The sequence below is a fragment of the Haloprofundus halobius genome (assembly GCF_020097835.1).
In the GTDB taxonomy this organism is placed as follows: Archaea; Halobacteriota; Halobacteria; order Halobacteriales; family Haloferacaceae; genus Haloprofundus; species Haloprofundus halobius.
This window is the reverse complement of record NZ_CP083666.1, coordinates 3,085,599-3,109,809: the sequence shown is the minus strand read 5'-3', so window position 1 is coordinate 3,109,809 and position 24,211 is coordinate 3,085,599. Positions and strand designations below refer to the sequence as shown.

Here is a 24,211-nt window from a genome sequence, read left to right as displayed (position 1 = left end):
CACACGACCGCAGTCTCCGCAGTCGGTCCCGTGACGCACGCGCACGCCCGGCAAAGTTACGTGTATTCGGCCGTTATAGGCAGAGCGAGAGACTTGTGCGCCTTGCCTCACGGCCAGTTACCCGGACCGCCGCGACGCCAGAGCAGTGCCGAATGTGTCCTCACCTAGTATCACATGACTGACGCCGAGACGACGACCCACGGACCGACCGAACGCACAGCCTTGCCCGTCGAGGAGACGGCGGACCTCGTCGAACGAATCTCCGAGAACGTCGAACGGGTCATCATCGGCCAACGCGACGCCATCGAACACATCCTGGTAGCGCTTCTCGCCCAAGGTCACCTGCTGCTCGAAGACGTGCCGGGAGTCGGCAAGACGATGCTCGCGCGCTCCATCGCGCGCTCGGTCGACTGTTCGTTCACGCGCATCCAGTTCACCCCTGACCTGTTGCCGTCGGACGTCACCGGCGTCAACGTGTTCAACCAGCAGACGCGGGAGTTCGAGTTTCAATCCGGTCCGGTGTTCGGCAACGTCGTCCTCGGCGACGAGATAAACCGCGCGCCGCCGAAGACCCAGAGCGCGCTGCTGGAGGCGATGGAGGAGTCGCAGGTCACCGTCGACGGGACGACGCATCCCCTCCCGAATCCGTTCACCGTCATCGCGACGCAGAACGACGTCGAACTCAGTCGGACGTACGAACTGCCGGTCGCCGAGATCGACCGGTTCATGAAGAAACTCCACCTCGGCTACCCGAACGAGACCGACGAAACCGAGTTACTGGGTCGCGTCTCGAACCGACACCCCATCGAGACGCTCGAGCCGGTCGCGACCACCGAGGACGTGCTGCGGGCCCGCGAGACCGTCGCCGATGTCGAGGTGTCCGAACCGGTTCGCTCGTACATCTCGCAACTGGCGGCGTACACGCGGAACAACGCCGAGTTGGGCGTCAGCCCCCGCGGCAGCATCGCGCTCGTCCGCACCTCGCAGGCTCGCGCTGTCCTCGACGGCCGCGACTACGTCGTCCCCGACGACGTCCAGAGCGAACTCCCGAGCGTCTGGTCGCACCGCATCCACCCGGAGACCGGGAGCGAGACGGGGCTTGACATCGCCCGGGCGGCGCTTGAAGCCGTCGCAGTCGAATGAGACCCACGCGACGCGGTGTGGCCGTCGCCGGCGTCTGCGTGGCCGGATTCGCCGCCGCCGAACTGTACGGGTCGCGGTCGCTGAACGCCGTCGTCTTCCCCGGGCTCGTCGCGCTCGTCGCCGCCGTTCTTCAACTCCGCTTGTTCGACCGCCCGACGGTGCACCGCGCCGTCCCCGGCGACGGGTTCGTCGGCGAGACACACGAGGTGACGCTCGAACTCGCGACGGACGGGACGCCGTACAGCGCCGACGTCGTCGACCGGGTCGGCGAGGGACTCTCCCGCGAGTCGAGCGGCGAGCGAAGCCGATCGGTCGTCGAGACGACGGTCGGCGGCGACACCGTCAACTACCGGGTCACCTACGACCGGCGGGGCGAACGGACGTTCGGTCCGGTGACCATCGTCGCCCGCGACGTGTTTGGCCTGTTCGAAACGGAGTTCACCTGCCGGAACACGGATCGGGTGCTCGTCTACCCGAACGTCCGGCAGGTTCCGGGGTGGGCGCGCGGCGAACTGTCGAGCACCCACGGCGTCGGAGTGGCCGAAGACCGCGACGAGTTCAGCGGCGTCCGCGAGTACCGCCACGGCGACCCCCTCCGCGACATCCACTGGCGGTCGACCGCCAGACGCGACGACCTCATCGTCACCGAGTACAGCGCCGACGAAAAGCGCCGCGCGGTGACGCTGGCGGCCGGTGGCCGGAAGAACCGAGCCGACGCGATGGCCGAGGCAGTCGCCAGTCTCGCGTTCGCGCTACTGGAGGCGGGCGTCCCCGTCACCGTCTCGGTTCCGGACGGCCGCGTCGTCGCCGAGCCGACACCCCGGGACCGTCGCCGACTGCTCGAACTGCTCGCGCGGACCGATAGCGGACAGCTACCCGACCAGAGCGCCGACGTGCTCGTTCGTGCCGAACGTGACGCCGTCCGCGTCGTCGTCGCCGAGCGCGAGACGACGTTCGAGGCGCTGACCGCGCGGGAGCAGAGGGCCGATGGGGGACGGAGACGCGACGGGGAGACGCTCGACACGCGTCGAGCGGAAACGTCGGCGGCAGGACGTCGGCGACGCTCGACGGGAGAGACCGCATGAGTCGACGCACGTTCCGCGGCGGGGCGCTCGCGAGCGTCGCGCTGCTGCTGTTCGCCGTCACGAGCGTCCTCTATCACGTCACCGACGTCGTCGGCGGCGGCGAGAGCGTGACGTATCTCCTCGTCGTCGGCGCGACGCTCCTCGTCGCGACGGTACTCGCGCGGTATCTCCGACCGCCAGTCGCAGTCGGTCTCACACTGTTGTTCCTCGCCGTCGGCTGTGCGGCGTACTTCCTCTCGCTGCCGGAGGTGCAGCGCGCCTCGTTCTCGCTGGACCGAATTCTCGCCGACGTCGTCGCGCTGCTCACCGGACTGTCGGTGCTCCGACTGGCGCAAGCCGACGTGTGGGCGCTCGCCGCGACGCCCGCGCCGGTGTTCTTCACGTGGTATCTGGCGCTCCGTCGGCGGTACGTCGGGGCCGCGACGGTGGGCGGGGCGACGCTCGGACTGTTGGTGCTGACGGGCGATGCCGACCCGCTGACGACGCTCGCGGGCGTCGTCGGCGTCGCCGGAGCGGTCGGGCTCGGGACGCTCGAAGCCCGCGACGGCGTCACCGCGCAACTGGACACGTTCGCCATCGTCGTCGCAGCGATGATCGTCGCCTCGGCGTCGCTCTCGGTCGTCCCCGGCGGCGCGGCCCAGCCCCTGCTCCCGGAGACGGGCGCGCCGACCAGCGAGCAGAACCTCGTGCAGTCGAGCGACGAAGTCGACATCGCGGGCAGCATCCGGCTCTCGCCGAAGGTGCGCTTCACCGTGCGGAGCGCCGAGTCGAGCTACTGGCGCACCTCGGTCTACGACCGGTACACCGGCAGCGGCTGGGTTCGTTCGGAGTCCGAGACGAGCGAGTACGACGGTCGGTTGGAGAGCGGTCCCGGTGAGCGACGCGAACTCACCCAGCGCGTGACCGCGGAGACGCGACTGCAGTCGATGCCCGCGGCCGCCGAACCGGTCGAACTGCGCGGCGAACCCGCCGATAGTGCGCTCGTCACCGAACAGGGGACGCTGCGCGCCGGCGGCGGGGTCCGGACCAACGAGAGTTACGCCGTCGTCAGCGAACTGCCGCAGTACACGCCCGAACAGTTGCGGCGCTCCGGCGACGACTACCCCGACGAGGTGGATGAGCGGTATCTGCAGTTGCCCGACAGCACCTCCGACCGCCTGCGCGAGCGAACGGCGAACGTCACCGAGGACGAGAACAACAGCTACGACAAGGCCGTCGCCATCGAGGAGCATCTGGAGTCGACGAAAGGGTACTCGCTGACGGTCGACGAACCCTCCGGCGACGTCGCCGACGAGTTCCTCTTCGAGATGGACGCGGGCTACTGCACCTACTTCGCGTCGACGATGGCGGTGATGCTCCGCTCGGAGGGGATTCCGGCGCGGATGGCGACCGGCTACACGCCCGGCCAGCAGGTCGGCGAGAACGAGTGGGTCGTCCGCGGCCTGAACGCCCACGCGTGGGTCGAGGTGTACTTCCCGGAGGTCGGGTGGGTGCAGTTCGACCCGACGCCGAGTTCGCCCCGCGAAGCCGCCGAGGACATCCGCCTAGAGAGCGCCCGGCAGAGCAACGAGAGCGACGTCGACACCGGCAACTCCTCACAGGGCGAGTGGACGCCGACGCCCACCGAGACTCCGGACGACGACGACGACACCGAGACGGACACCGACGACGAGTCGACGAGCACCTCGACGAGCGCTTCGTCGAGTTTGGAGACGGACGATCCGCAGGCCGAGCAGGCCGGAGACAACGCGAGTCTCCCCGGCGGGGCGGTGAGCGGACTCGGCGAGAACCAGACGACTGCGCCGCCGCCGAACGAGAGCGGCGGCGGCGACGGCGGTACTGACGACAGCGGTAGCGGCCTGCCCGACACCGAAACCATCGGGGTCGGCCTGGTCGCGCTCGTCGGTCTGGCGGCGGGTGCGCGCCGAACAGGCGTCAGCGCACGAGCGTACCGAACCGTCTGGGTTCGGTACCAGGGACGACGCCGAACACCCGAGCGCGACGCCGAGCGCGCCTTCGAGCGGCTGGAGTATCTGCTGTCGCGGCGATATCGATCCCGACGACCCGGGGAGACGCCACGGCGGTATCTGCGGAGCCTCTCGCGAATCGGCCTCGACGAACGGGCGCTCCGCGTCGGCGACGTGTACGAACGCGCCCGGTACGGCGGCGGCGTCAGTCGCGAGGACGCCGACGCTGCCATCGACGCCGTTGATTCGCTCGTCCGCGAGGGAACGCCCCTGTTGGGTCGGTTCCGGTCGTAGCCGCCGCGGCCGCGAGACCCGCCAAAGCGGCCGACGACGCGGTTCCCGATACTGTTTTGTACCTCCATCGAGTAGTTCCGCCTTGTAATGTCGGAAGTCTGCTCGACGTGTGGGCTGCCTCAGGAACTCTGCGTCTGCGAAGACGTGGCGCGAGAGTCCCAAGAGATCAGCATCCGCATCGACGAGCGCCGCTACGGGAAGGAGGTAACGGTCATCGAAGGATTCGACCCCAAGGACGTGGACATGAGTAGCCTCTCCTCGGACTTGAAGTCGAAGTTCGCCTGCGGGGGAACCGTCGAGGACGGCTCCATCGAACTGCAGGGGAACCACAGCGGTCGCGTGGAGGATTTCCTCCGCGACAAGGGATTCAACGTCGCGTGACCACGCCCGCATGACCATCTCCTGACTCGGCCTCACGTCGAGTCTCCGTTTTCCCACCGCTCCCCTCGAAGAGAGGCGAGTCCGCCCGGCCGCCGCGGACGGGTGTTACTTGGTCAATATTTTTGTGCAACGACAGAGAGCGACGAACGTGAACGCTCCGAGTCTCTCCACCTCAGACGGCGGTACGAGGTGGTTGTGGGGGCGGGTGACGCTCGCCGTGTTCGCGGTGACCGGCGTCGTCGTCGCGCTGGCAGAGTGGGGCGTACTCCCGCGAGACGTCATGGTAGTCGGCGCCCCGGCGATTATCGCGACGTTGCTCGTCGATACGTTCCTCTACAACGAGTTTCTCGTCAGAACCGGCGATGGAATCTGGCTCCTCGTCTACGGATTTCTCTTCGTGCAGTCCGTCGTCGTCGCCGCCGTCGTGACGAAACTCGTCTCGCTGAACTGGAGATAAGAACTAGAACGGCGACTGCGGACCCTCGTCGCCGCCGGTCGGCCGCGCGGAGTCGACGTCGCCCGACCACGCCGTGAGGCCGCCTTCCATGCTCTCGACGTGTGCGTCTTTCGTTCCCTCGTAGGATTTGATGAGGCGGGCGGCCTGCTGGCTGGCTTGGCCGTGCGGGCAGACGGTGACGATACGGTCGGCGTCGGAGAGCGACTCGACGCGCTCGGGCAACTCGGCGAAGGGGATGTTCTCGCTGCCGGAGATGTGTTCGCGGTCGAACGCCGCCGGAGAGCGGATGTCGACGACTCGCGGCGGGCTCTCGCCGTCGAGGAGTTCCTCGACTTCTTCGGGCGTGATTTCGCCGTCCATACCACGACATTCCGGTGAAGACGGATAAGGCCGCGGGTCTCGGAGGAAACAGTTGTTGTTGTGTTATGTTGCGTCCATACATGAAACAATCCCCACGACGGATAGCCCTCCTCCTCGTCGTCTCCGCGGCGGGTGCGTTCGTACTCGGTCCGTCATCCGGTCCGGAACACCGCGCCATCGCCGCCGACGACACACCGACCGAGAAAGCGATGACGGCGATGGGGAACCTACGAACGACGAGCTACACCTACGACCTCGACGTTCGGTTCGAGGGCGGGACACACGACCGGTTCACGTACGCCGTCGACGGGCGGAGCGGGCGCGCTCACGGGAGCGCAGACATTGCTGACCACCAGTACGAAACGATGCGGACGCGACACACGACGTGGACGCGAAATACCACGTCCGAAACGCCGAGTATGTGGAACTCCAAACCGAGCACGTCGTACACCGATATTCACCTGCTCCGACCGCAGCAGGTGAAGAACGTGACGTTCGAACAGGTGTCGGCGGACGGCGAAACCCTCGTCCTCCGAGCGGACCTCGCGGGTGAGGAGACGAGAGCGATGTACTTCGGGCCGTGGAGTCAGAACAGCACTGCGACGTTGACGCTCCACGTCGACCGTGACCGAGAAATCGTCACCCGCGCGACGATGAACGTGACCGACGACGCCTCGGCGGGCCACTACCTGATGAGCGACGACGTCTCGACCGGCCACTACGAGGCGACGGTGAGCGACGTCGGCGAGACGGACGTGAAGAAACCCGACTCGATTCCGTCGCCGACGGTCGACGAGGTAGTCAACCGAGTCGTCGTCGGTCTGCAGTCGCTCGACGGGAGACCACAGTTCGCTATAGCAACCCGTCGTCTTTCGCCAGCAACAGCCCCTCGATAGTCGCGTCGTTCGTCGGTTGCGCGCGGGCGACGGCGACGGCGTCCTCTATCGGCACCGCCTTCGGCGTGAGAAACTCGTTGGAGTCGAGTTCGCGTTCGCCGGGCGAGAGGCCCTCCGCGAAGACGATGCCGCGGCGGTGGCGAAGCAGGCCCGTACAGGTCCAAAACTCCTGCAGTAGTGAGAGGCTCGACGCCTCGAAGCCGGTCTCCTCGCGGAGTTCGCGCTCGGCCGCTTGGGTGAACGACTCGCCCTGCTCGACGATGCCCGCGGGCAGTTCCAACTGCGTCTCGCGGATGGTCGGGCGGTACTGCTCGACGAAGAGGACGTGTCCCTCCGCCACCGCGACGACGACGACGGCCGTCGAGAGTTCGGCCCAGTAGTACTGTTTCTCGGTGCCGTCGGGCTGGCGGACCCGGTCGTAGCCGCCGGTGAACCACCCCGTCTCGTACTCGGCCTTCGAGTCGAGCACCGGCCACTCGGGGTCGCCGAGTTCGTCGCGTCGGCCGCCGCCTGCGGCCGCGTTCGTCTCATCGTCGTCTGTGTCGTCACGTGTCTCGTCGCCGTCTGCGTCGGTTCGTGGCTCGTCGTCGGTCATGGTAGATTATCCTTGCTCCCGCTCCACGGTGACCCAGTAGCGCGTCCCCTCGTACTCGACGAGCACCCGGTCGTCGCGTTCGGCGTCGGGTTGCCGGGTCGCCAACGCGTCGCGTTCGTCGAACGGCGAGTGCGTGAACGACTCTTTCAGGCCGAGCGGCCCCTTCTGATAGCCCTCCGAGCGACCCTCTTCGAGCGCCGTCGCGAGGTACGGATACTGCTGCGCGGAGAACTCAGTGACGTTCACGGCCGGGCCTGAAGCCGTGGTTTCCTCGGCGGTGAGAGAGTAGGGGTCACCGGTGCCGAGGTAACTCGGGAGCGCCCCGAGTGCGAGCAGGCCGACGGAGAGGAGGGCGAGAAGCGCCAGCACGCGCCGCGTAATCGGTCGCACGTTCGTCGTTCGGACGGGGCGAGTAAACCGGTTACGCTCGCGGTGGGCCGCCGCGGCGGGTCGTTGCGGCGGGTCGCCGCGGCGGACGACTGCGCCGGGGCTCAGAGCAAGTCGCGATACACTCGCCCAAACGCCTGCCGCCGGAGCGTCCCGGCGGCCGCCTCGGGTTCGTTCTGATACGTCGCCGCGAGCGCCGTCTCCGCGAACGGGACCGCGTGCCAGACGACGTTGTCGACGTTCTCGCTGCCGAGCATCTCCGCTTCGTACTCCGGGTGGTCGTCACACCACGCCTCGAACTCCTCACGCGTCCCGTCGTGGACGATGAGCAGCGACGCGAACAGCGCGTCGCGCGCCGTCTCGACCACCTCGCCGGTCACTCGCTCTCCGTACTCCTCGCGGTCGAACGCCATCGCGTTGGCCGTCTCGCGGACGACGACCTGTGCGGCGGGGCCGACCGAGTCGTACAACTCGCGCGCCTCGTCCGCGGAGTCGGGCGCGAACGCGCCGTCAGTCTGCATGCTCTCTCTGTCGGAGCGTCGCCCTAAACGCGTTTCCGTCCCGGGCCGCCGGACTACTCCTCGTCGGTGTCGCTCTCGTCCTCGCCAACGTCAGTTTCGGCCGCGGAGTCGCCGTCGTCGGCAGACTCCTCGTCTCCGTCGGCTTCGAGCATCTGCTGGGTCAACTCCTGTGCCTCCTGCAACACCTGTTGGGCCTCGGCGCTCATCGATCCCGACCCGCGCTGGGCGGCCGAACCCGGGTCGAAGAAACCGCCGGGGGAATTACCGTGGTCGTGCTGGTGGCCGTGTCCGTGCTGGTGGTCGTGGCTCGCGTACGTCGACCCGACCGTATCCTCGAACACCTCGTCGTACTCGGTCTCCTCGGCGTGGTCGGGGACCGTCTCGGCCAGCTCCTTCGGCCCCCGTTCGCTCCAGTTCGGAATCTGCTCGTCGAGCCACGCCTCGTGCTCCTCGTGGCGGAGCATCGCCGTGAACGCGAGGTGGTTGGCGAGATGTTCGGCGTCGCGTTGTGGCACGTCGCAGACCGGACAGGCGTATCCCATACTCACGATTATCGTCGGAGCGAAAGAACGATTTCGGTAGCCGAGATACAGGTGCACGTGTTCGCCCTCCAAATCGGATTCTCGCTCGTACTCTGGTTCGGACTGTTGCTGTTCGCGCTCGTCGCGGTGTTGGTGTTGGTGGGAGTCGTCGTTCTCCTGAACCGGGCGACAGTTGACGAAGAAACGAGAGACGACCACGACGAAAACCGAGAGCAACGCGAAGAACTCGAAGCGCTGAAACGACGCGTCGAACGGCTCGAATCCGAGCGAGAACAGTAGTGACTCGCACGGTGGTGGCCTCGCCGCGCAAACTACCGCAGAAATAACCGAAGGGCGTGAGCGTCGGTTACCTGTCGTCGCCGCCGCGCTGCCACTCGTTGGCGTCGACGACCATCACGAGCGCCGCCTCGCCGTCCTCGTAGTACCGCGGGATGCGGCGCAGCGGTTCGAAGCCCTCGCTCTCGTACAGCGCCTTCGCCGGGTCGTTGTGTTCTCTCACTTCGAGTTTCACGAGCTTCGCGCCGCCGAGCGCCATCGAGACGAGCGACTGCTGGAGGAGCATCCGCCCGAGGCCGCGCCCGCGGGCGTCGGGGTGGACCGCGATGTCTTTCACGTGGCCGATATCGCGGCCGTAGTTCGGCGTCACGTCGGCGACGACGTAGCCGACGACGCGCTCAGCGCTCCCGCCGTCTTCGTTCCGTCTCGCCGACTGCGAGACCCCGTCGACGGCCACGAGAAAGCCCGGTTCGCCGAGGAACTGCTCGAACGCCGCGAAGGGCCACGGCTGCTTGAAGCAGGTCTTCTCGATCTGGAACACGTCGAGGAGGTCCGCCCGCTCGGCGCGTCGGACGGTCGTTCCTTCGGCGTCGGCGGGGGCGGTGGTCACGGGAACACTTTCGGGACGACGTACAATAAGCGCGCTGGCAGCGGTCAGGCCCGAAAGAGTGTTCGGCGAGTCCACGACGCCGCCGCTCGGCGAACGAAACAAAGAAAAGTCGGGTGTGAACGCGCGTTCAGTCGTCGGCGGGCGTCGCGCCGCTGCCGCCCTCTTCGTACTGCTGCTTCGTCCACGAGAGCTTCCCGCCGGCGGCGAGAATCTTGCGCTCGCGCTCGGAGGCGTCGAGTTGGGCGGTCGCCTCCCAGTCGTCGTTCACGCGGACCGTGAACTCCTCCTGGCCGGAGCGGACGCCCTCGCCGACATCGTCGACGATCTCGACGTCGTCGCCCTGCTCGATCTTCTCGTAGGTCTCCTCGTCGATGGTCAGCGGGACGAGGCCGAAGTTGAACAGGTTCGCCTTGTGGATGCGGGCGAACGACTGCGCGAGAACGCCCTCGATACCGAGGTACATCGGGCAGAGCGCCGCGTGTTCGCGCGAGGATCCCTGACCGTAGTTCTCGCCGGCGACGAGGAAGCCGCCGTCGGCGTCGAGCGCGCGCTGGGCGAACGAGTCGTCGACACGCGAGAGCGTGAACTCCGAGAGCTTCGGCACGTTCGAGCGGAACTTGAGGATGTCCGACGTCGCCGGGATGATGTGGTCCGTCGTGATGTTGTCGGTCATCTTCAGGAGCGCCTCGCCTTCGAGGTGCGACTGCAGCGGGTCCTTCAGCGGCACGTCGCCGATGTTGGGGCCTTTGATGAGGTCGTCGTCGACGGCCTCGTCGGGCGCGATGAGGTCGGCCTTCGAGCCGTCGTACCGGTCGGGCAGTTCGAGGCCCGGGTCCTCGAGGTCGCCGAGTTCGTCGGCGAGGTCGCGCGGGTCGACGATTTCGCCCTTCAGGGCGGCCGCGGTGGCGACCTCCGGCGAGCAGAGATAGACGGAGTCGTCCTCGATGCCGGAGCGACCCTCGAAGTTGCGGTTGAACGTGCGCACCGACGTGGAGTCGGACGCGGGCACGTGACCGATGCCGATACACGCACCGCAGGTCGCCTCGGAGAAGTTGACGCCGGCGGCCATCATCTCTGCGGTCCAGCCCTGACGGGCCAGCAGTTCGGAGGCCTGCTTCGAGCCGGGCGCGACGATCATGTCCGTCTTCTTGTTGATTTCGCGGCCCTTGAGCATCTTCGCGGACGGGAGGATGTCCGGGTAGCCGCCGTTCGTACAGGAGCCGATGATGACCTGGTCGACGGACTCGCCCGCGACTTCGCGGACGGGCACGACGTTGTCGGGCATCGACGGCTTCGCGATGAGCGGTTCGAGGTCCGAGAGGTCGATGACGATCTCGTCGGCGTACTCGGCGTCGTCGTCGGGCTGGAGGTCGACGTACTCGTCCTCGCGGCCGACGCGGCGGAGGAAGTCCTTCGTCTTCTCGTCGGTCGGGAAGATGGAGGAGGTCGCGCCGAGTTCGGTGCCCATGTTGGTGATGGTCGTGCGCTCGGGCACCGAGAGCGTCTCCACGCCGGGGCCGGTGTACTCGAACACCTTGCCGACGCCGCCTTTCACCGAGAGCTTGCGGAGCATCTCGAGGATGACGTCCTTCGCCGTCGACCACGCGGGCAGTTCGCCTTCGAGGCGGACGTTGACGACTTTCGGCATCTCGACGTAGTACGCGCCGCCGCCCATCGCGACGGCGATGTCGAGGCCGCCCGCGCCGATGGCGAGTTGGCCGAGGCCGCCGGGCGTCGGCGTGTGGCTGTCCGAACCCAGGAGGGTCTTACCGGGTGCCGCGAAGTTCTCCTTGTGGACGTTGTGGCAGATGCCGTTGCCCGGTCGGGAGAAGTGCGCGCCGAACGTGCCGGCCGCCGAGCGGAGGAAGCGGTGGTCGTCCGTGTTCTTGAAGTCGAACTGGTACGTCTGGTGGTCGCAGTACTGCGCCGCCAGCTCGGTCTGGACTTCGTCCAGTTCGAGCGCCTCGAACTGCAGCCAGACCATCGTTCCTGTCGTGTCCTGCGTGAGAACCTGATCGATCTCGATGCCGATCTCCTCACCGGGTGTGAGTTCACCCTCGACGAGGTGGTCGGCGAGAATTTTCTCGGTTACCGTCTGTCCCATAACGTCCGTTGGTCGTCTCCCGTCGGATATAAATCCCGCGTGTTTCCTAACCCCAAGACTGTGTGGAATGCCGCTCCCGTCGGCAATTTTCGCGGTTTCGTCGAAGATAATTCGGATTCGAGTAAAACGCGTATATCGAGACGAACCGTCCGAAAGACGGCCTGTTCGAACGGTGTGTCCCGAGAGGGCAGCGACGAACGGGAACGGCTATCTAACCGGGGGTGACACGTCGGAGTATGTACCGAGCAGGTTCGTTCGTCGGCGAGCACGTCTCGCCCCTCTCGGGCGAGCAGGTCCAACCGAACGGGGTCGACCTGACGCTCGAAGGCGTCTTCGAACAGTACGACACCGGACGCATCGGCCGCGAGAGCAAGGAAGTCGGCGACAGACAGGCGGTGGAGTTGGCGGAGACCGACGACGAGGCGGAGACGTACTCCCTGCCGCCGGGCGGCTATGTCGTCCGGTACGCCGAGACGGTCCACATCCCGGAGGGCCACGTCGGGTTCATCTACCCCCGGTCGTCGCTGCTGCGCAACTCCTGCATGCTCGACACGGCCGTCTGGGACGCGGGCTACGAAGGGAAAGGTGAGGGACTGCTCGAAGTCCACCACGACCTCGAGGTGGAACGCGGGGCGCGCATCGCTCAGTTGGTACTCGCGGAGGCCGACCACGACGGGACGTACGACGGGAGCTACCAAGGCGAGAACCTCTGACGGAGTCGTTGGGGACGCCTCGGATCGGGACTGGCAAACGTTTGCGGGAGAGATATCCTTATCACCACGAGAGGACAGAGTGGGGGGTAATGAGCCTCATCGGGGAGTTCGTTCTAGACACGCCGATCCTCCAACAGGCGCTCTCCTCGAAACCCGGCGTGGTAGCCGAGGTCGAACTGATTCAGACGGACGAGTCCGGGCGGATACAGCTGTTCGCCTGGGTGGAAGGCATCTCGACGGAGGAGTTCGCCGACGCGGTCGACGACGACCCCACGGTGACGAACCTCACGCCGATGGTAGACGTCAGCGACCGACGCCTCTATCACCTCGAGTACACCGAGTACGGCCACAACTTCTCGGCGTACCCGGCGGTCGTCGAACTCGGCGCGATGAACCTCGACATGCGGTGGGAGGACGGCGTCTGGCAGATACGGATGCGCTTCCCCGACCGCGCGGCGCTGCAGGCGTACTACAAGCAGGACCTCGACGTAGACGTGGCGCGCCACCTGACGGCGGTGTACAGCGAGGACGACGAACTTCCGGGGGAGACGTTCGGCCTGACGGGTCCGCAGCACGAGATACTCACTCGGGCGCTCGAAGAGGGCTACTTCGAGGTTCCGCGACGGACGACGCTCAGCGAACTCGCCGAGAGGATGGGCATCTCGGCGCAAGCGGCGTCTGTTCGCCTTCGACGGGCGCACAGGGTGTTCGTCCAGAACGCTCTCGACGGACCCCGCGAGGAGTACGGTCGGAGGGACGGAGTTGACGACCCCACATAAATGATTGAACACTCAACCGGGGATGCTACACAGTCACTCATTAGAAGTAGGGTATGGTCGGAGAGGTCGAATCGATGGAACACTCGAGCACGGACGGCGCACCGGGCACATCAGAGGCATGGTATCGACCGGGTGACTCCTTCGATCTGAGCGTCACGGTCGTCGACGCTGTCGCGGAGGCAGCAGGGACCGACCCGCTGGAGAACGATTTCTCCCCGCTCTACGACACCGTCGACGTCGACGCTCTCGAATCGGCACTCTTCGACCCGGATTCGAACCGGTCGCGAAGCGTCCGCGGCGAACTCATCTTCGATTACGAAGGGTTCGAGGTCGCCATCCGAACCGACGGGCGAGTCAGCGTCAGTGCGCAGGACTGAGCGGAGTATCCGGAGGCACCCCCTGTCTCCGTTCGTCGCGTCACTCGCTGACGGAGTAGCGGCCTCGTTCGACTCGGCGCTGGCTGGCTGACCGTAGTCGCCGGGCACGCGTCCGCGTGCTGCGGCAAGAGGTTTCGGTACGCGTCTTTCTCCTCCGACGTCGTCGTGGAACATAGGAGTCGTATCCGTCTCGCTACCGGACAGAGGCGAGTAGACGCGAAGCGTTTGCGGACGTCGTCGGGGAGCGAACGAAGTGAGCGGACCGACGGGAGTTGAACTACGCCCGGACTCACTTCGTTCGTCCGGTCTAGTTCAATCCCTCTGTAGCGTTTTCACTGCTCCCTTCGGTCGCAGGAAAACGGGCTGGGAGGGAGTTGAACCCCCGACCGTCTGGTTAAAAGCCAGACGCTCTGCCTAACTGAGCTACCAGCCCTCGAACTCAGTTACGCGAGAGCGATGAAAAGTGTTTACATCGGCGGTCGCCCGCCGACGCGGCGAAACCCTCGGGCGTCCGAACGCTTAGGCGGGGTGGGGTCGTCGGTGCGGGCATGAATCACCGGTCCTTCACCGAGGAGTTTCTCCGCTTCGACACGACCGACTGCCGCGAGGCGGCGGCGCAGTCGTGGTTCCGCGAGCGACTCGACGAGTTCGGCTTCGAGACCGTCGAGTGGACCGCCGATGCCGACCGTCTCGCCGGACATCCCTCGTTCCCCGACGACCCCGGCGAGATAGCCGTCGCCGACAGACCGAGCGTCGCCGGCATCCTGGAGTTCGGCGACCCCGACGCGGGACCGGCGCTCGTGCTGAACGGCCACATCGACGTCGTCCCCGCCGACGACGAACTCTGGGAGAGCGACCCGTTCGAGCCGACGTGGAACGGCGACGACCTCATCGCTCGCGGCGCGGCGGACATGAAATCCGGCCTCGCCACCTGTGTGTTCGCCGCGCTCGACGTGCGCGACGCCGTCGACGCGGGCGAACTCGACCTCGACGGCCGCATTGTCGTCGAGAGCGTCGTCGGCGAGGAGGAGGGCGGCATCGGGGCCGCCGCGGCGGCGCTCGACAACCCTTACCCGTTCGAGCGCGACGCCGCCGTCGTCGCCGAACCGACCGACCTGACTGTCGTCACGGCGACGGAGGGGTCGGTGATGAAGCGCCTCGAACTCACCGGGCGGTCGGCGCACGCGGCGACGCGGTGGGTCGGCGAGTCCGTACTCCCGCACTTCGAACGAATCCGCCACGCCTTCGAGGAGCTCGAAGCCGAGCGCGGCGAGCGCGTCCGCCACCCGCTGTACGAGGGGTTCCCCGTCCCGTGGCCCGTCTGTGTCGGGCGCGTCGAAGCGGGGTCGTGGGCGTCGTCGGTTCCGGCGTCGCTCACCGCCGAGATTCGCATCGGCGTCGCCCCCGGCGAGACGGTCGTCGAGGTCGAGGCGGAGTACGGGGAGCGTCTCGCCGAGGTGGTCGCGGAGAGCGAGTGGCTCAGCGAGCATCCGCCGACGTTCGAGCGCTTCAGCGTCCAGTTCGAGTCGGCCGAGACCGACGCCGACGAACCGGTCGTCGCGGCGCTGCAGGCGGCGATGGACGGCGTCGGACTCGCCGACACGACGGCGCACGGCGCGACCTACGGCGCGGACTCCCGGCACTTCGTCGGAGCGGGGACTCCGACCGTCCTCTTCGGGCCGGGGACCGTCGAACAGGCGCACTTCCCGAACGAGACGATTCGCTGGCGGGACGTGGAGACGGCGCGGGAGACGCTCGCGGCGACGGCGCGGCGGTATCTCGCCGAGAACTAGGCGAGAACAGTCACTCGTCGCCGTCGCGCAGGTACGCGACGAGCGCGTCGCCGAGCACGTCGTCTGGAGTCCGGTCCGACAGCGACGCCCGGCGGCGGAGTTCGACGTACGCCTCGGGCGGAAGCGAGACGGAGATCTCCCCGAGCGCGACGTCGTGTTCGCGGAGCGCCTCCTCGACGCTCTCGCCGTCGTTGACCGCGCTCGCGAGTCGTCGAACCTCCCGGACGGTGAGATCGCTATCGAGCGTCGCCCACGCGAGCGCGAAGCGCGCCTCCCCCGAGACGCGGGCGATGTGTTTCGCCGCCGTGGGCGCGATGTGCCCCAGCGCGACGTGGCGGCGAATCGAGCGCGGGAGGTCGTGGACCCGTGCCCACTTGCGGATGAATGCGACCGAGACGTCGCCGCCGGCCTCCTCGGCAGCGGCCTTGTACGACCCGACGCCGCGGACGAGCGCCGCACACGCCGCGGCCCCCCGGAGCATGTAGACGTTGTCCGCGCTGCCGACGCTCGAATCGGCGAACTGTCGGACTGTCTCGGCGGCGTGGGCGACGCTGTCGGGGTCCTCGGGGTCGAAGCCGACGGCCTCCCGCGCCCGGTCGCCGGTCACCGCGGGGTCAGAGCGGATGACCGGTTCGCCGACCGGCGACGTACGGTCGGCCTCCGACGGCGGCACGTTCGGTGTCGGGTCGTCTCTCATCTACGGGTCCCTTGGGGTGGGTCAGTCAAAAACGTCCCGCGCGCTGGTCGAACGAGCGCGATACTGGCATAGAGCGTCGAACCCGGTGTCACAGGTGCCATTTTGGGGTATCGAAGCTGGTCGAGAGAGGCGAAGATGGTCGTAGAGGACAACTGCTCAGCGCGTCGGGACGGCTCTCACTCTTCGGCTCGCTCCGTCGAGCGAGCGCTTGCTTCCGCTCGCCGCTCGGAGAGGTGTTCCCAGATTTCGGTACACCCGACACCGTCTTCGAGGTCCGAGAGGTGGTCGTCGTCGGCGTCGTCGCTCGACTGTCGGTCGGCGTCGGGTGCCGCCGAACTTCGCGTTTCCTGTTGCACCGGGTCAGTCATCCGCCGCATCGACCTCCTCGTACAGTTCGGGGGCGACGTCGGCGGACGCGTGCTCTCGGTGAGTCGCGTCGGCGTGGAGATGCGTCACAGTACCCAGTGAGAGCGGCGAACGAATAAGGGCGTCTTCGGTAGTAAAGCGTGCCAGCACTCCCCGATACGGGAAGGGATTGCCGCCATTCCGGACGGGGAAAATCGTGGGATTCGCCCTCGTTCTGGCGATTTTTCGCGCGTCCACCGTCGTAGAGGCTCCGGATGCTTGCGCCGACCGACGCAGACAGGTGTCCGGGGAACGAACGTCGGGTAGTGACCGTCTCACTTCGCATCCAGGACGACGGCGCGTGGCTCTCGGTCGACGACAAGCGACGCGTCGGCGTCGGCGAGTTGTGGCGCTTCGACGACCCAGCGTTCTGCGACTGCAACCTCCCCGACGCGGTGGTCGAGAACCTCGTCGAACCGGGCGTCGACGGTCGAACGGTCGAACTCCGGGCCGTCTGTCAGTGTATCGTCTGCGGGGAGAAAACGACGACCGACTGGCTGCCGGTCGGCCGCGTCGTCGACGGCGAGTGGCGAGGCGTCGACCGCGACGGTCTCCTCCTGTCGAACGGGACCCGACGGGCGTGACGCGGCAACAATATCCTGTTTCGGTGAGCACCGGGGATGGTTGACGGGGCAGCGAGTGGTTTACGCGTGCAGGAGATAATGATGTCCAATGCCGACCGACGTGGAGCGATGGAAAGACGAGGTGTACGGTAACGAGATCCGGGAGCATCTGTTCGAGTTCGCCGAGCAGGGGTGGGAGTCGATTCCCGACGACGAGCGCGACGCCTGGTTCGAGCGCTTCAAGTGGTGGGGACTGTACCACCAGCGAAACGGCCAGGAGAGCTACTTCATGATGCGCATCGGGACGCCGAACGGCGTACTCGCACCCGGACAGGTCCGTGCCGTCGGCGAAATCGCCGACGAGTTCGCCCGCGGCCCCGGTGTCAACCCCGAGTTCGGCGCGGCGTACGCCGACTTCACCACCCGGCAGTCCATCCAGCTCCACTGGATTCGCCTGGAAGACATTCCGGCCATCTTCCAGAAACTCGAAGCGAACGGTCTCACCACCCAGCAGGCCTGCGGCGACTCCTGGCGGAACATCGTCGGCTGTCCCGTCGCCGGCAAGGACAAACACGAACACGTCGACGCGCTTCCCGTCGCGCTGGACCTCCACGACACCTACAAAGGAAACGAAGACCACACGAACCTCCCGCGCAAGTGGAAGGTGTCGGTGACCGGCTGCCGCGAAGGCTGCGGCCAGGGCGACATCAACGACCTCGCCTACGAACCCGCGACGAAGGATGGAGAGAGAGGGTTCAACATCCGCGTCGGCGGCGGTCTCGCCCGCAACGAACCACGCCTCGCCCGCGACCTCGACGTGTTCGTCACGCCCGAGCAGGCCGGCGAAGTCGGCGGCGCCATCTCGGCTTTGTTCCGCGACTACGGCGACCGCGAGAACCGCTACAACGCCCGCATCAAGTTCCTCGTCGACGAGTGGGGCGCAGAGAAGATGCGCCGCGTGCTCCAGGAGGAGTACGTCGACTGGGAGCTGCCGACCGCGGGCGAAGACCTCCGCGACGAGTACTCGTACAACTCCGGCTACACGACCGGCGGCCACTCCGACCACGTCGGCGTCCACGAGCAGAACGACGGCAACTACTACGTCGGCCTCGACGTGCTGGTCGGCCGGATGGGCGCGGCGGACGTGCTCGAACTCGCCGACCTCGCCGACGAGTACGGCTCCGGTGAAGTCCGCCTCACACAGCGTCAGAACGCTATCGTCACCGACGTGCCCGAGGAGAACCTCGACGACTTGCTCGCGGAAGACCTCCTCTCTGACTACTCGCCGGACCCGCATCCGTTCATGCGCGGCTCCATCGCCTGCACCGGCACCGAATTCTGCTCGCTCTCCATCGTCGAGACGAAGAACCGGCAGGTGCGCTACGCGCGCTGGCTGAAGGAGAACGTCGAACTGCCGGCGGGAGTCGAGGACTTCCACATCCACCTCTCGGGCTGCACGGCCTCCTGCGCGCAGCCGCAGATCGCCGACGTGAGCCTCCGTGGCATGAAGACACGCAAGAACGGCGAGGCGGTCGAGGCGCTCGACATCGGCCTCGGCGGCGGTCTCGGCGAGAACCCGCAGTTCGCCGACTGGGTCGGCCAGCGCGTCCCCGTCGACGAGGTTCCGGGTGCCATCAAGAATCTGCTCGCCAACTTCGAGGACCAGCGTGACGGGAGCGAGACGTTCCGCGAGTTCGTCGAACGGCTTGACGAGGAGGAACTCGCTAATCTCGTCGAACCCGAGGAGACCGACTACGAGGACCCGATGATGCACAACACGAAGCTCACGTGGTACCCGTACGCCGACGAGGACGACATGGACGACAGTCCCGCGCCCGCGGACGCCGACGGGACGCCGATTACCTCGGACGACTAAGCTCGCACCTTTTGCGCTGCACGAGAGCGCAAAGCGCTCTCGCTCGGCAAAAGCTGTCTTCGCGGCGAAGCCGCGAAGGCTTAGAAGACGCGAAGCGTCTTCTCTTGCACCAACAGCACTCGTCGTTCACTTCGGGCGGCTTCGTCCCCCTTCGTTCACTCCTCGGCCCGCTCGCTCCCTTCGGTCGCTCGCGGTAGAGATACTTGTTGGCGGTTCAGTCAAAGTCCTCAACCGTTGATAAGAACCACGTGCTGAATAGAGAGGGTATATTCCACACAGTATCATCCAATTTATCACCCGCTGAAAGACTCGTCACCGATAGTAGGGGTATATCTCACAGGAATTTTCCGAGCCGGGAGACGACAAAATCGTTGGTTTTTGATGGTTGTTCGATAGCCTCGCTAACAGAGAGGATTACGTCAGCCTCTGCTGACAGTCCCGAGATACGGACTTGCTCGTTCGTGCGATCGTATTCGACGTGTGTGGTATCCCCAATTTTTGGAAGATGAGAATGTTCCAGCGAGAGAATCACCTGTTGTAGCTCGTCGTCGGGGATAGTGTCACACGACCCGTTCTCTTCCCACTCATAAATTTTCTCTGCGAGTTCGTCGATCGATACCGGCCTTTCCGCATTCTTCAGATGGTACAATGCGAACCGTCGCCGTTCCGTGCTGAATAGCGAAAAGACATCATCTAGCGATTCCATACCGCCCCCAAGTCAGTAGCCGAGATAAAAATTGCTCTCACTCAGTTTACTGATCGTGGCGCGTGTAGACTCACGCGCTACGGCGAGTACCTGTGCCGTATATCCATCTTCCCTAGGTTGGGCAGTCGTGGCAACTCAGGAGATGGTGTGTTTTCTAGCTTTGACTGTGCAAGATTCGCGCGCGGTATTCAGCACGACCGCCGGAGCGTATCACTTACTAGGAAGTTTAACAAGGGCTTGTTGGCTGTTTCCGTTGTTCCCTTTGGCGAACGCCAACCCAACGAGTCGAGCGTAAGTCGTTTCTCCGACGACCCGTCACGCCCATTGTCGACCGGATGTAAGAGCGGGTATGCCAGACCGACTGCTCCGCATCAACGCCTACACCACGTTCGACATGCTCGACGGCACCGCGACTGGTCACGACTTCGAAGAGGAGGCGTTCGCCGTCCTCAACGTCACCGCGCCGCGGAAGAACCCCGACGCCGTCACGCTCGAACTGGAACTCGACAACACCCAGTTGGAGCGCCTCCCGGCGCACGCCGACCGGGTGACGCTCACCGCCGAGCAGGCGCGCACGCTCGCCGGAGAACTGGAGAAGTACGCCGGACGCGTCGAAGCCGCGAACGGAGAGTAGGGAACGTTCGTCTCGTCGGTCGGCGACTCGTTCGCCGCGAGCTCAGTCCTCGGTCGACTCCGACTTCCACGCGTCGCTCTCGGCACGTTCGCGCCACTCCGACTGTTGCTGTCGCTCGGTGACGTGGTCGAGGCCGTCGACGAGTTCGTCGCGGACGCTCGCCTCGTAGTCGAGTATCTCCTGCAGGAAGTTCCGCCGGAAGTCGTCGACGATCTCGTACGACCAGCGGTCGTCGAGCGCGCCCGACGGGAGGTGTCGGTCCCGGAGTTCGTCCGCCAGTTCGTCGTGGCCCGCAGCGCGCAGGTGCTCTTCGGCGTCGGCCATGCGGTCCATCGCGTGGCCGAGGTGGTGGTGGAAGTCGAGAAGTGCACCGTAGCCGCGGTAGACGTACTCGATGCCGACCTGAAAGTCGTGCAGTGCCTGTCGTTCTGCCTCCGAAATGTCCTCGTCGATATCGCCTGCGTTGACCATCTCGCGGGAATTGGGACGGAAGCGACAAAGGTATTGTCGCAGAACGGGACGGGCGCGCGTCTCGACGATTGGTGTCTGCTATCGACTAGTGGGCGTCACCGGCGTCGCGTTCGCCCGTCGGCACGAAGCTATTTCCGGGGGACGTGCGCAGAGGGAGCATGGCCGACTCCACCGTCTACGACGAATCGGACGCCGACCTCGACGCGCTCGCCGGACGAACCGTCGCCATCATCGGCTACGGTAACCAGGGACAAGCGCAGGCGAAGAACCTCCGCGACGCGGGGGTCGAGGACATCGTCGTCGGCAACCGCAAGGACGCCTCGTGGGACGAGGCCCAGGAGGACGGCTTCCCCGTCTACGAGACGAGCGAGGCCGTCTCCGTCGCGAGCGTCGTCTTCCTGCTCGTCCCCGACGAAGTCGCGCCCGCCGTCTACGAGGAGCACATCGAACCGAACCTCGAAGCGGGCGACGTGCTCAACTTCGCCTCCGGCTACAACGTCACCTACGAGTACATCACGCCGCCCGACGACGTGGACGTGGTGATGGTCGCGCCGCGAATGGTCGGTGCGATGGTCCGCGAACTGTACGTCGACGGCCGCGGCGCGCCCGCCTTCCTCGCCATCGAACGCGACGCCTCGGGAGAGGCGCTCGACGTGGCGCTCGCCATCGCCCACGGCATCGGCGCGACCCGCTCGGGCGTCATCGAGGGCGACTTCGAAACCGAGACGAAACTCGACCTCCTCACCGAACAGGGACTGATTCCGGTCATCGCCAACGCGCTCATCGCCAAGTGGGAGGTCGAACGCGAGGCGGGCGCACCCCCCGAGGCGATTCTGATGGAGCAGTATCTCTCCCAGGAACTGAGCCACATCTTCCGGAAGGCGGCGACGATGGGACTCGTCGAGCAGATGCCGCTGCACTCGATGACGAGCCAATATGGCCAGTTGGCGGGCATCGACGAGTTCGACCGCGAACCGCTGCGAGAGTTCATGCGCGAGAAGATGGACGGCATCGACGACGGTTCGTTCGCGACCGAGTGGACGGTCCAGCAACAGGCGGGCTACCCGAAGCTCAAGCGCCTCTACAAGAAGTACCGCGGCCACGAGATGATACAGTCCGAGCAGACGACTATCGACGAGTTCGGACTCGACGAACTCGACGAAGCGGGCGACGCGGACACGAGCGGCGCTGGCACGGGCGACGCCGGCGAAGCCGACGAGTCCGCCGACTGAACCGACCGGGTGAGGAGCTACGCTCAAACGTTCTTTGCGTTCGAACCCGTACGTGGTGTCATGACGAGAGACGGCTGGACGGCGGCGGACGTGCCGCGACTCGACGGGCAGACCGTGGTCGTCACCGGCGCGAACAGCGGCCTCGGCTACCAAGCGACGCGCGCGTTCGTCCACCGGGGCGCACACGTCGTCATGGCGTGTCGGGACATGGAACGGGGCGAAGACGCACGGCGCGAACTCACGTCGAGCCGGCCGAGCGGCGCGCTCGAACTCCAGAAACTCGACTTGGCAGATTTGGGGTCGGTGCGAACGTTCGCCGAGACGTTCGCCGACATCCACGACCGACTCGATATCCTCTGCAACAATGCGGGTGTGATGGCGATTCCGCGCAGTGAGACCGCAGACGGCTTCGAGACGCAGTTCGGCGTCAACCACCTCGGCCATTTCGCGCTCACCGGCCTACTTTTCGACCAGTTCACCGGCGACGGCGCGCGAGTCGTCACCCAGAGCAGCAGCATGCACGAAGCCGGTGAGATAGATTTCGACGACCTCCAGAGCGAGGAGTCCTACGACAAGTGGGAGGCGTACGCCGAGAGCAAACTGGCGAACCTGCTGTTCGCCTACGAACTCCAACGACGGCTCGACGACGAAGGAATCGAGCACGTCCGAAGTATCGGCTGTCACCCCGGCTACGCGGCGACGAACCTCCAGTACCGCGGACCGGAAGCGAAGGGGTCGACGGTTCGGAAGGCGGCGATGGCCGTCGCCAACGCCACGCTCGCGCAGTCCGCCGAGTGGGGCGCGCTGCCGATGCTGTACGCGGCGACAGAGGACGTCCCCGGTGGGAGTTACGTCGGCCCCGGCGGCCTGATGAACATGCGCGGCTATCCCGAAGTACAGGAGTCGAGCGAGCGGTCGGACGACGAGGTGACCGCCGGACGACTCTGGCGCGTCTCCGAGGAACTGACCGGCGTCGAGTACGACTTCGAGGCGCTCGCGGACGCGCCGGGCGAGTAGACGGTAGACGGCAGACTGCGCTCGAAAGGTCGGCACTCCGTATCCGTTTCGGGGTGATACAACGTACGTTGAATTTGCACTCTCGGCCGTGGCGCATCGTCGCAAAATCGTGATTATATCACAGAAAGTCGGTAAAGATTGATATACTCGGGCGTGGACTAATCGGTATGGCTCGACGGCACTCTCGACTGCGGGGGTTCTGTCCCTGCTGCGGGTTCCGGACGCTGAGCCGCGGCGAACGCGGGTCGTACGACGCCTGCGAAATCTGCGCGTGGACCGACGACCCCGACCAGTTCGACGCGGTGACCGTGACCCGCGGGGAGAACCCCGACGCGCTCGTCGACGCGTGGCAGAACGTCCAGCAGTTCGGTTGGGCGGGTCGCGGACAACGACCCGAAACCCTCCGAAACCCGACGGCTCGCGACCAACGCGACCCCGAGTGGCCGTATCAGGAAGGGTAGCCCCACCCGGCGATGTCGTCCGACCCTGCGGCTGTCGCCATCGCCGTCGGTGCCGGCGACGCCGTCAGTACGTCGTCATCTCGCTACTGACACGCGCGTAACCCGGTGACGCCCACGTCAGCGAGTGTATTTCCGTTATCAGCGACTAGAAGGAGCCATGAGCGACAACCCATCCGCGACAGAGCTCGAAGTCACCGCCGAACTCCCCGACGCGCCGTTTCACACGACCGGCGTCGACCACATCACCTTCGTCGGCAGCAACGTCGAGGACACCGTCGCCTTCTACCGCGACGTCCTCGGGATGCCCCTCGTACTCAAACAGCCGAACCTCGACGCGCCACACGTCACGCATCTCTTCTTCGACACCGGCGACGGCCGGATGCTTACCTTCTTCGTCGAGGAGGGGCGGCAGTCGAACCGCGGCCCGCAGCGCACGCCGCTGGGCGGCGTCCACCACGTCGCCTTCCAGTTCGACCCGGAACGTATCGAGGAGATAAAGGACGCCCTGGAGGAGCGCGGCCACCACTACAACGAGTTCGACCGCGGCATCTTCCACTCGGTGTACACCACCGACCACAACGGGTTCGTCATCGAACTCTCCACGGATAAGTTCGAGATTCCCGACGAACACCGCGGCGAGGTGCTCGCGCTGGCGCAGAAAAAGCGCGTCGAGGAGGGCGCGGAGTACGCCGAAGGCGAGCATCTGAAGGCGGCGCTGGAGGAGCTCGGCCTGCCCGCCGAAGAAGTGAACCTGCCCGACGCCGACTCCGGTTCGGTAGGTCTGTAGGACGGAGGCCACTCGGGCGTCGTCCTCCTCTCACAGCGTCGCTCGTCGTGGCACGAGCGTCGCCGCGCTCGGCGCTCGTTCC

At 66.1% G+C, this 24,211-nt stretch carries 29 protein-coding genes and 1 tRNA gene; 18 read left to right on the top strand and 12 right to left on the bottom strand.

Annotated elements, in window-relative coordinates; genetic code table 11:
- The first annotated feature begins 174 nt into the window (after positions 1–174).
- The 5 genes from LAQ74_RS16330 to LAQ74_RS16310 all read left to right on the top strand — a co-directional run bounded on the left by LAQ74_RS16330 (position 175) and on the right by LAQ74_RS16310 (position 5,327).
- Positions 175–1,143 (top strand): AAA family ATPase, encoded by a 969-nt coding sequence (locus tag LAQ74_RS16330; RefSeq protein ID WP_224333620.1) that lies wholly within the window; start codon positions 175–177, stop codon positions 1,141–1,143.
- Complete coding sequence (locus tag LAQ74_RS16325; protein ID WP_224333619.1) at positions 1,140–2,228, top strand: DUF58 domain-containing protein; 1,089 nt, start codon at positions 1,140–1,142, stop codon at positions 2,226–2,228. The genes LAQ74_RS16330 and LAQ74_RS16325 overlap by 4 nt, the downstream gene beginning before the upstream one ends.
- The gene (locus tag LAQ74_RS16320) at positions 2,225–4,489 is read left to right on the top strand and encodes a transglutaminase TgpA family protein (RefSeq protein WP_224333618.1); all 2,265 of its coding nucleotides are present in this window, start codon (positions 2,225–2,227) and stop codon (positions 4,487–4,489) included. Before LAQ74_RS16325 ends, LAQ74_RS16320 begins: the two co-directional genes overlap by 4 nt.
- A gap of 87 nt (positions 4,490–4,576) precedes the next feature.
- The gene (gene yciH, locus LAQ74_RS16315) at positions 4,577–4,870 is read left to right on the top strand and encodes a stress response translation initiation inhibitor YciH (protein WP_224333617.1); all 294 of its coding nucleotides are present in this window, start codon (positions 4,577–4,579) and stop codon (positions 4,868–4,870) included.
- 148 nt (positions 4,871–5,018) lie between these two features.
- Positions 5,019–5,327, top strand: a complete 309-nt coding sequence (locus LAQ74_RS16310) for a hypothetical protein (RefSeq protein WP_224333616.1) — start codon at positions 5,019–5,021, stop codon at positions 5,325–5,327.
- A 3-nt stretch (positions 5,328–5,330) separates the two neighbouring features.
- Here the strand turns inward: LAQ74_RS16310 and LAQ74_RS16305 are convergent, their stop codons facing one another.
- A complete protein-coding gene (locus LAQ74_RS16305; protein WP_224333615.1) occupies positions 5,331–5,687 on the bottom strand; it encodes a rhodanese-like domain-containing protein in 357 nt (118 codons plus the stop codon).
- An 80-nt stretch (positions 5,688–5,767) separates the two neighbouring features.
- Here LAQ74_RS16305 and LAQ74_RS16300 point away from each other — a divergent pair, with 80 nt between their 5' ends.
- Positions 5,768–6,583, top strand: a complete 816-nt coding sequence (locus tag LAQ74_RS16300) for a hypothetical protein (protein ID WP_224333614.1) — start codon at positions 5,768–5,770, stop codon at positions 6,581–6,583.
- Here the strand turns inward: LAQ74_RS16300 and LAQ74_RS16295 are convergent.
- The 4 genes from LAQ74_RS16295 to LAQ74_RS16280 all read right to left on the bottom strand — a co-directional run bounded on the left by LAQ74_RS16295 (position 6,540) and on the right by LAQ74_RS16280 (position 8,628).
- Entirely contained in the window at positions 6,540–7,178 is a 639-nt protein-coding gene (locus LAQ74_RS16295) for an NUDIX hydrolase (RefSeq protein WP_224333613.1), read from the bottom strand. The two genes, LAQ74_RS16300 and LAQ74_RS16295, sit on opposite strands and share 44 nt — an antisense overlap.
- Before the next feature lie 6 nt (positions 7,179–7,184).
- Positions 7,185–7,568 carry a hypothetical protein gene (locus tag LAQ74_RS16290; RefSeq protein ID WP_224333612.1) on the bottom strand — a complete coding sequence of 128 codons (384 nt, stop codon included), beginning with the start codon at positions 7,566–7,568 and terminating at the stop codon, positions 7,185–7,187.
- Between the two features lie 101 nt (positions 7,569–7,669).
- Complete coding sequence (locus LAQ74_RS16285) at positions 7,670–8,086, bottom strand: DUF5809 family protein (protein ID WP_224333611.1); 417 nt, start codon at positions 8,084–8,086, stop codon at positions 7,670–7,672.
- 53 nt (positions 8,087–8,139) lie between these two features.
- Positions 8,140–8,628 carry a DUF5810 domain-containing protein gene (locus LAQ74_RS16280; RefSeq protein ID WP_224333610.1) on the bottom strand — a complete coding sequence of 163 codons (489 nt, stop codon included), beginning with the start codon at positions 8,626–8,628 and terminating at the stop codon, positions 8,140–8,142.
- Positions 8,629–8,685: 57 nt separating this feature from the next.
- Here LAQ74_RS16280 and LAQ74_RS16275 point away from each other — a divergent pair, with 57 nt between their 5' ends.
- Positions 8,686–8,907: a hypothetical protein gene (locus LAQ74_RS16275; protein WP_224333609.1), complete on the top strand. Its 222-nt coding sequence runs from the start codon at positions 8,686–8,688 to the stop codon at positions 8,905–8,907.
- Positions 8,908–8,974: 67 nt separating this feature from the next.
- Here the strand turns inward: LAQ74_RS16275 and LAQ74_RS16270 are convergent, their stop codons facing one another.
- Positions 8,975–9,514 carry a GNAT family N-acetyltransferase gene (locus tag LAQ74_RS16270; RefSeq protein ID WP_224333608.1) on the bottom strand — a complete coding sequence of 180 codons (540 nt, stop codon included), beginning with the start codon at positions 9,512–9,514 and terminating at the stop codon, positions 8,975–8,977.
- A 127-nt stretch (positions 9,515–9,641) separates the two neighbouring features.
- Entirely contained in the window at positions 9,642–11,618 is a 1,977-nt protein-coding gene (locus LAQ74_RS16265) for an aconitate hydratase (protein WP_224333607.1), read from the bottom strand.
- Positions 11,619–11,854: 236 nt separating this feature from the next.
- Between LAQ74_RS16265 and LAQ74_RS16260 the strand changes: the two genes are divergently transcribed.
- The 3 genes from LAQ74_RS16260 (at position 11,855) to LAQ74_RS16250 (ending at position 13,487) form a co-directional block, all read left to right on the top strand.
- Positions 11,855–12,331: a deoxyuridine 5'-triphosphate nucleotidohydrolase gene (locus LAQ74_RS16260; RefSeq protein ID WP_224333606.1), complete on the top strand. Its 477-nt coding sequence runs from the start codon at positions 11,855–11,857 to the stop codon at positions 12,329–12,331.
- An 89-nt stretch (positions 12,332–12,420) separates the two neighbouring features.
- Positions 12,421–13,110 (top strand): helix-turn-helix domain-containing protein, encoded by a 690-nt coding sequence (locus tag LAQ74_RS16255; protein ID WP_224333605.1) that lies wholly within the window; start codon positions 12,421–12,423, stop codon positions 13,108–13,110.
- Between the two features lie 74 nt (positions 13,111–13,184).
- Positions 13,185–13,487 carry a HalOD1 output domain-containing protein gene (locus LAQ74_RS16250; protein WP_224333604.1) on the top strand — a complete coding sequence of 101 codons (303 nt, stop codon included), beginning with the start codon at positions 13,185–13,187 and terminating at the stop codon, positions 13,485–13,487.
- 359 nt (positions 13,488–13,846) lie between these two features.
- Here the strand turns inward: LAQ74_RS16250 and LAQ74_RS16245 are convergent.
- Positions 13,847–13,920, bottom strand: a tRNA-Lys gene (locus tag LAQ74_RS16245).
- A 115-nt stretch (positions 13,921–14,035) separates the two neighbouring features.
- Here LAQ74_RS16245 and LAQ74_RS16240 point away from each other — a divergent pair.
- A complete protein-coding gene (locus LAQ74_RS16240; RefSeq protein WP_224333603.1) occupies positions 14,036–15,280 on the top strand; it encodes a M20/M25/M40 family metallo-hydrolase in 1,245 nt (414 codons plus the stop codon).
- Between the two features lie 10 nt (positions 15,281–15,290).
- Here the strand turns inward: LAQ74_RS16240 and LAQ74_RS16235 are convergent, their stop codons facing one another.
- Together LAQ74_RS16235 and LAQ74_RS16230 are read right to left on the bottom strand one after the other, a co-directional pair.
- Positions 15,291–15,977 (bottom strand): DUF7119 family protein, encoded by a 687-nt coding sequence (locus LAQ74_RS16235; RefSeq protein ID WP_224333602.1) that lies wholly within the window; start codon positions 15,975–15,977, stop codon positions 15,291–15,293.
- Positions 15,978–16,153: 176 nt separating this feature from the next.
- Entirely contained in the window at positions 16,154–16,345 is a 192-nt protein-coding gene (locus tag LAQ74_RS16230) for a hypothetical protein (RefSeq protein ID WP_224333601.1), read from the bottom strand.
- Between the two features lie 303 nt (positions 16,346–16,648).
- On the opposite strand from LAQ74_RS16230, the gene LAQ74_RS16225 reads away from it, so the two are divergent.
- A complete protein-coding gene (locus LAQ74_RS16225) occupies positions 16,649–16,966 on the top strand; it encodes a DUF8134 family protein (protein WP_224333600.1) in 318 nt (105 codons plus the stop codon).
- An 88-nt stretch (positions 16,967–17,054) separates the two neighbouring features.
- Complete coding sequence (locus LAQ74_RS16220; protein ID WP_224333599.1) at positions 17,055–18,821, top strand: nitrite/sulfite reductase; 1,767 nt, start codon at positions 17,055–17,057, stop codon at positions 18,819–18,821.
- Between the two features lie 334 nt (positions 18,822–19,155).
- Here the strand turns inward: LAQ74_RS16220 and LAQ74_RS16215 are convergent, their stop codons facing one another.
- Positions 19,156–19,527, bottom strand: coding sequence for a DUF7344 domain-containing protein (locus LAQ74_RS16215; RefSeq protein WP_224333598.1), 372 nt, complete (start codon positions 19,525–19,527; stop codon positions 19,156–19,158).
- Between the two features lie 349 nt (positions 19,528–19,876).
- Between LAQ74_RS16215 and LAQ74_RS16210 the strand changes: the two genes are divergently transcribed.
- Complete coding sequence (locus tag LAQ74_RS16210; RefSeq protein ID WP_224333597.1) at positions 19,877–20,161, top strand: DUF6360 family protein; 285 nt, start codon at positions 19,877–19,879, stop codon at positions 20,159–20,161.
- A 42-nt stretch (positions 20,162–20,203) separates the two neighbouring features.
- On the opposite strand, the gene LAQ74_RS16205 is transcribed toward LAQ74_RS16210, so the two are convergent.
- Complete coding sequence (locus LAQ74_RS16205; RefSeq protein ID WP_224333596.1) at positions 20,204–20,632, bottom strand: hypothetical protein; 429 nt, start codon at positions 20,630–20,632, stop codon at positions 20,204–20,206.
- 158 nt (positions 20,633–20,790) lie between these two features.
- Between LAQ74_RS16205 and ilvC the strand changes: the two genes are divergently transcribed.
- The 4 genes from ilvC (at position 20,791) to LAQ74_RS16185 (ending at position 24,129) form a co-directional block, all read left to right on the top strand.
- Entirely contained in the window at positions 20,791–21,864 is a 1,074-nt protein-coding gene (gene ilvC / locus LAQ74_RS16200) for a ketol-acid reductoisomerase (RefSeq protein ID WP_224333595.1), read from the top strand.
- Positions 21,865–21,924: 60 nt separating this feature from the next.
- The gene (locus LAQ74_RS16195) at positions 21,925–22,881 is read left to right on the top strand and encodes an oxidoreductase (RefSeq protein ID WP_224333594.1); all 957 of its coding nucleotides are present in this window, start codon (positions 21,925–21,927) and stop codon (positions 22,879–22,881) included.
- A 167-nt stretch (positions 22,882–23,048) separates the two neighbouring features.
- Positions 23,049–23,342, top strand: a complete 294-nt coding sequence (locus LAQ74_RS16190) for a CPCC family cysteine-rich protein (RefSeq protein WP_224333593.1) — start codon at positions 23,049–23,051, stop codon at positions 23,340–23,342.
- 157 nt (positions 23,343–23,499) lie between these two features.
- Positions 23,500–24,129, top strand: a complete 630-nt coding sequence (locus LAQ74_RS16185; RefSeq protein WP_224333592.1) for a VOC family protein — start codon at positions 23,500–23,502, stop codon at positions 24,127–24,129.
- The last annotated feature ends 82 nt before the right edge of the window (positions 24,130–24,211 follow it).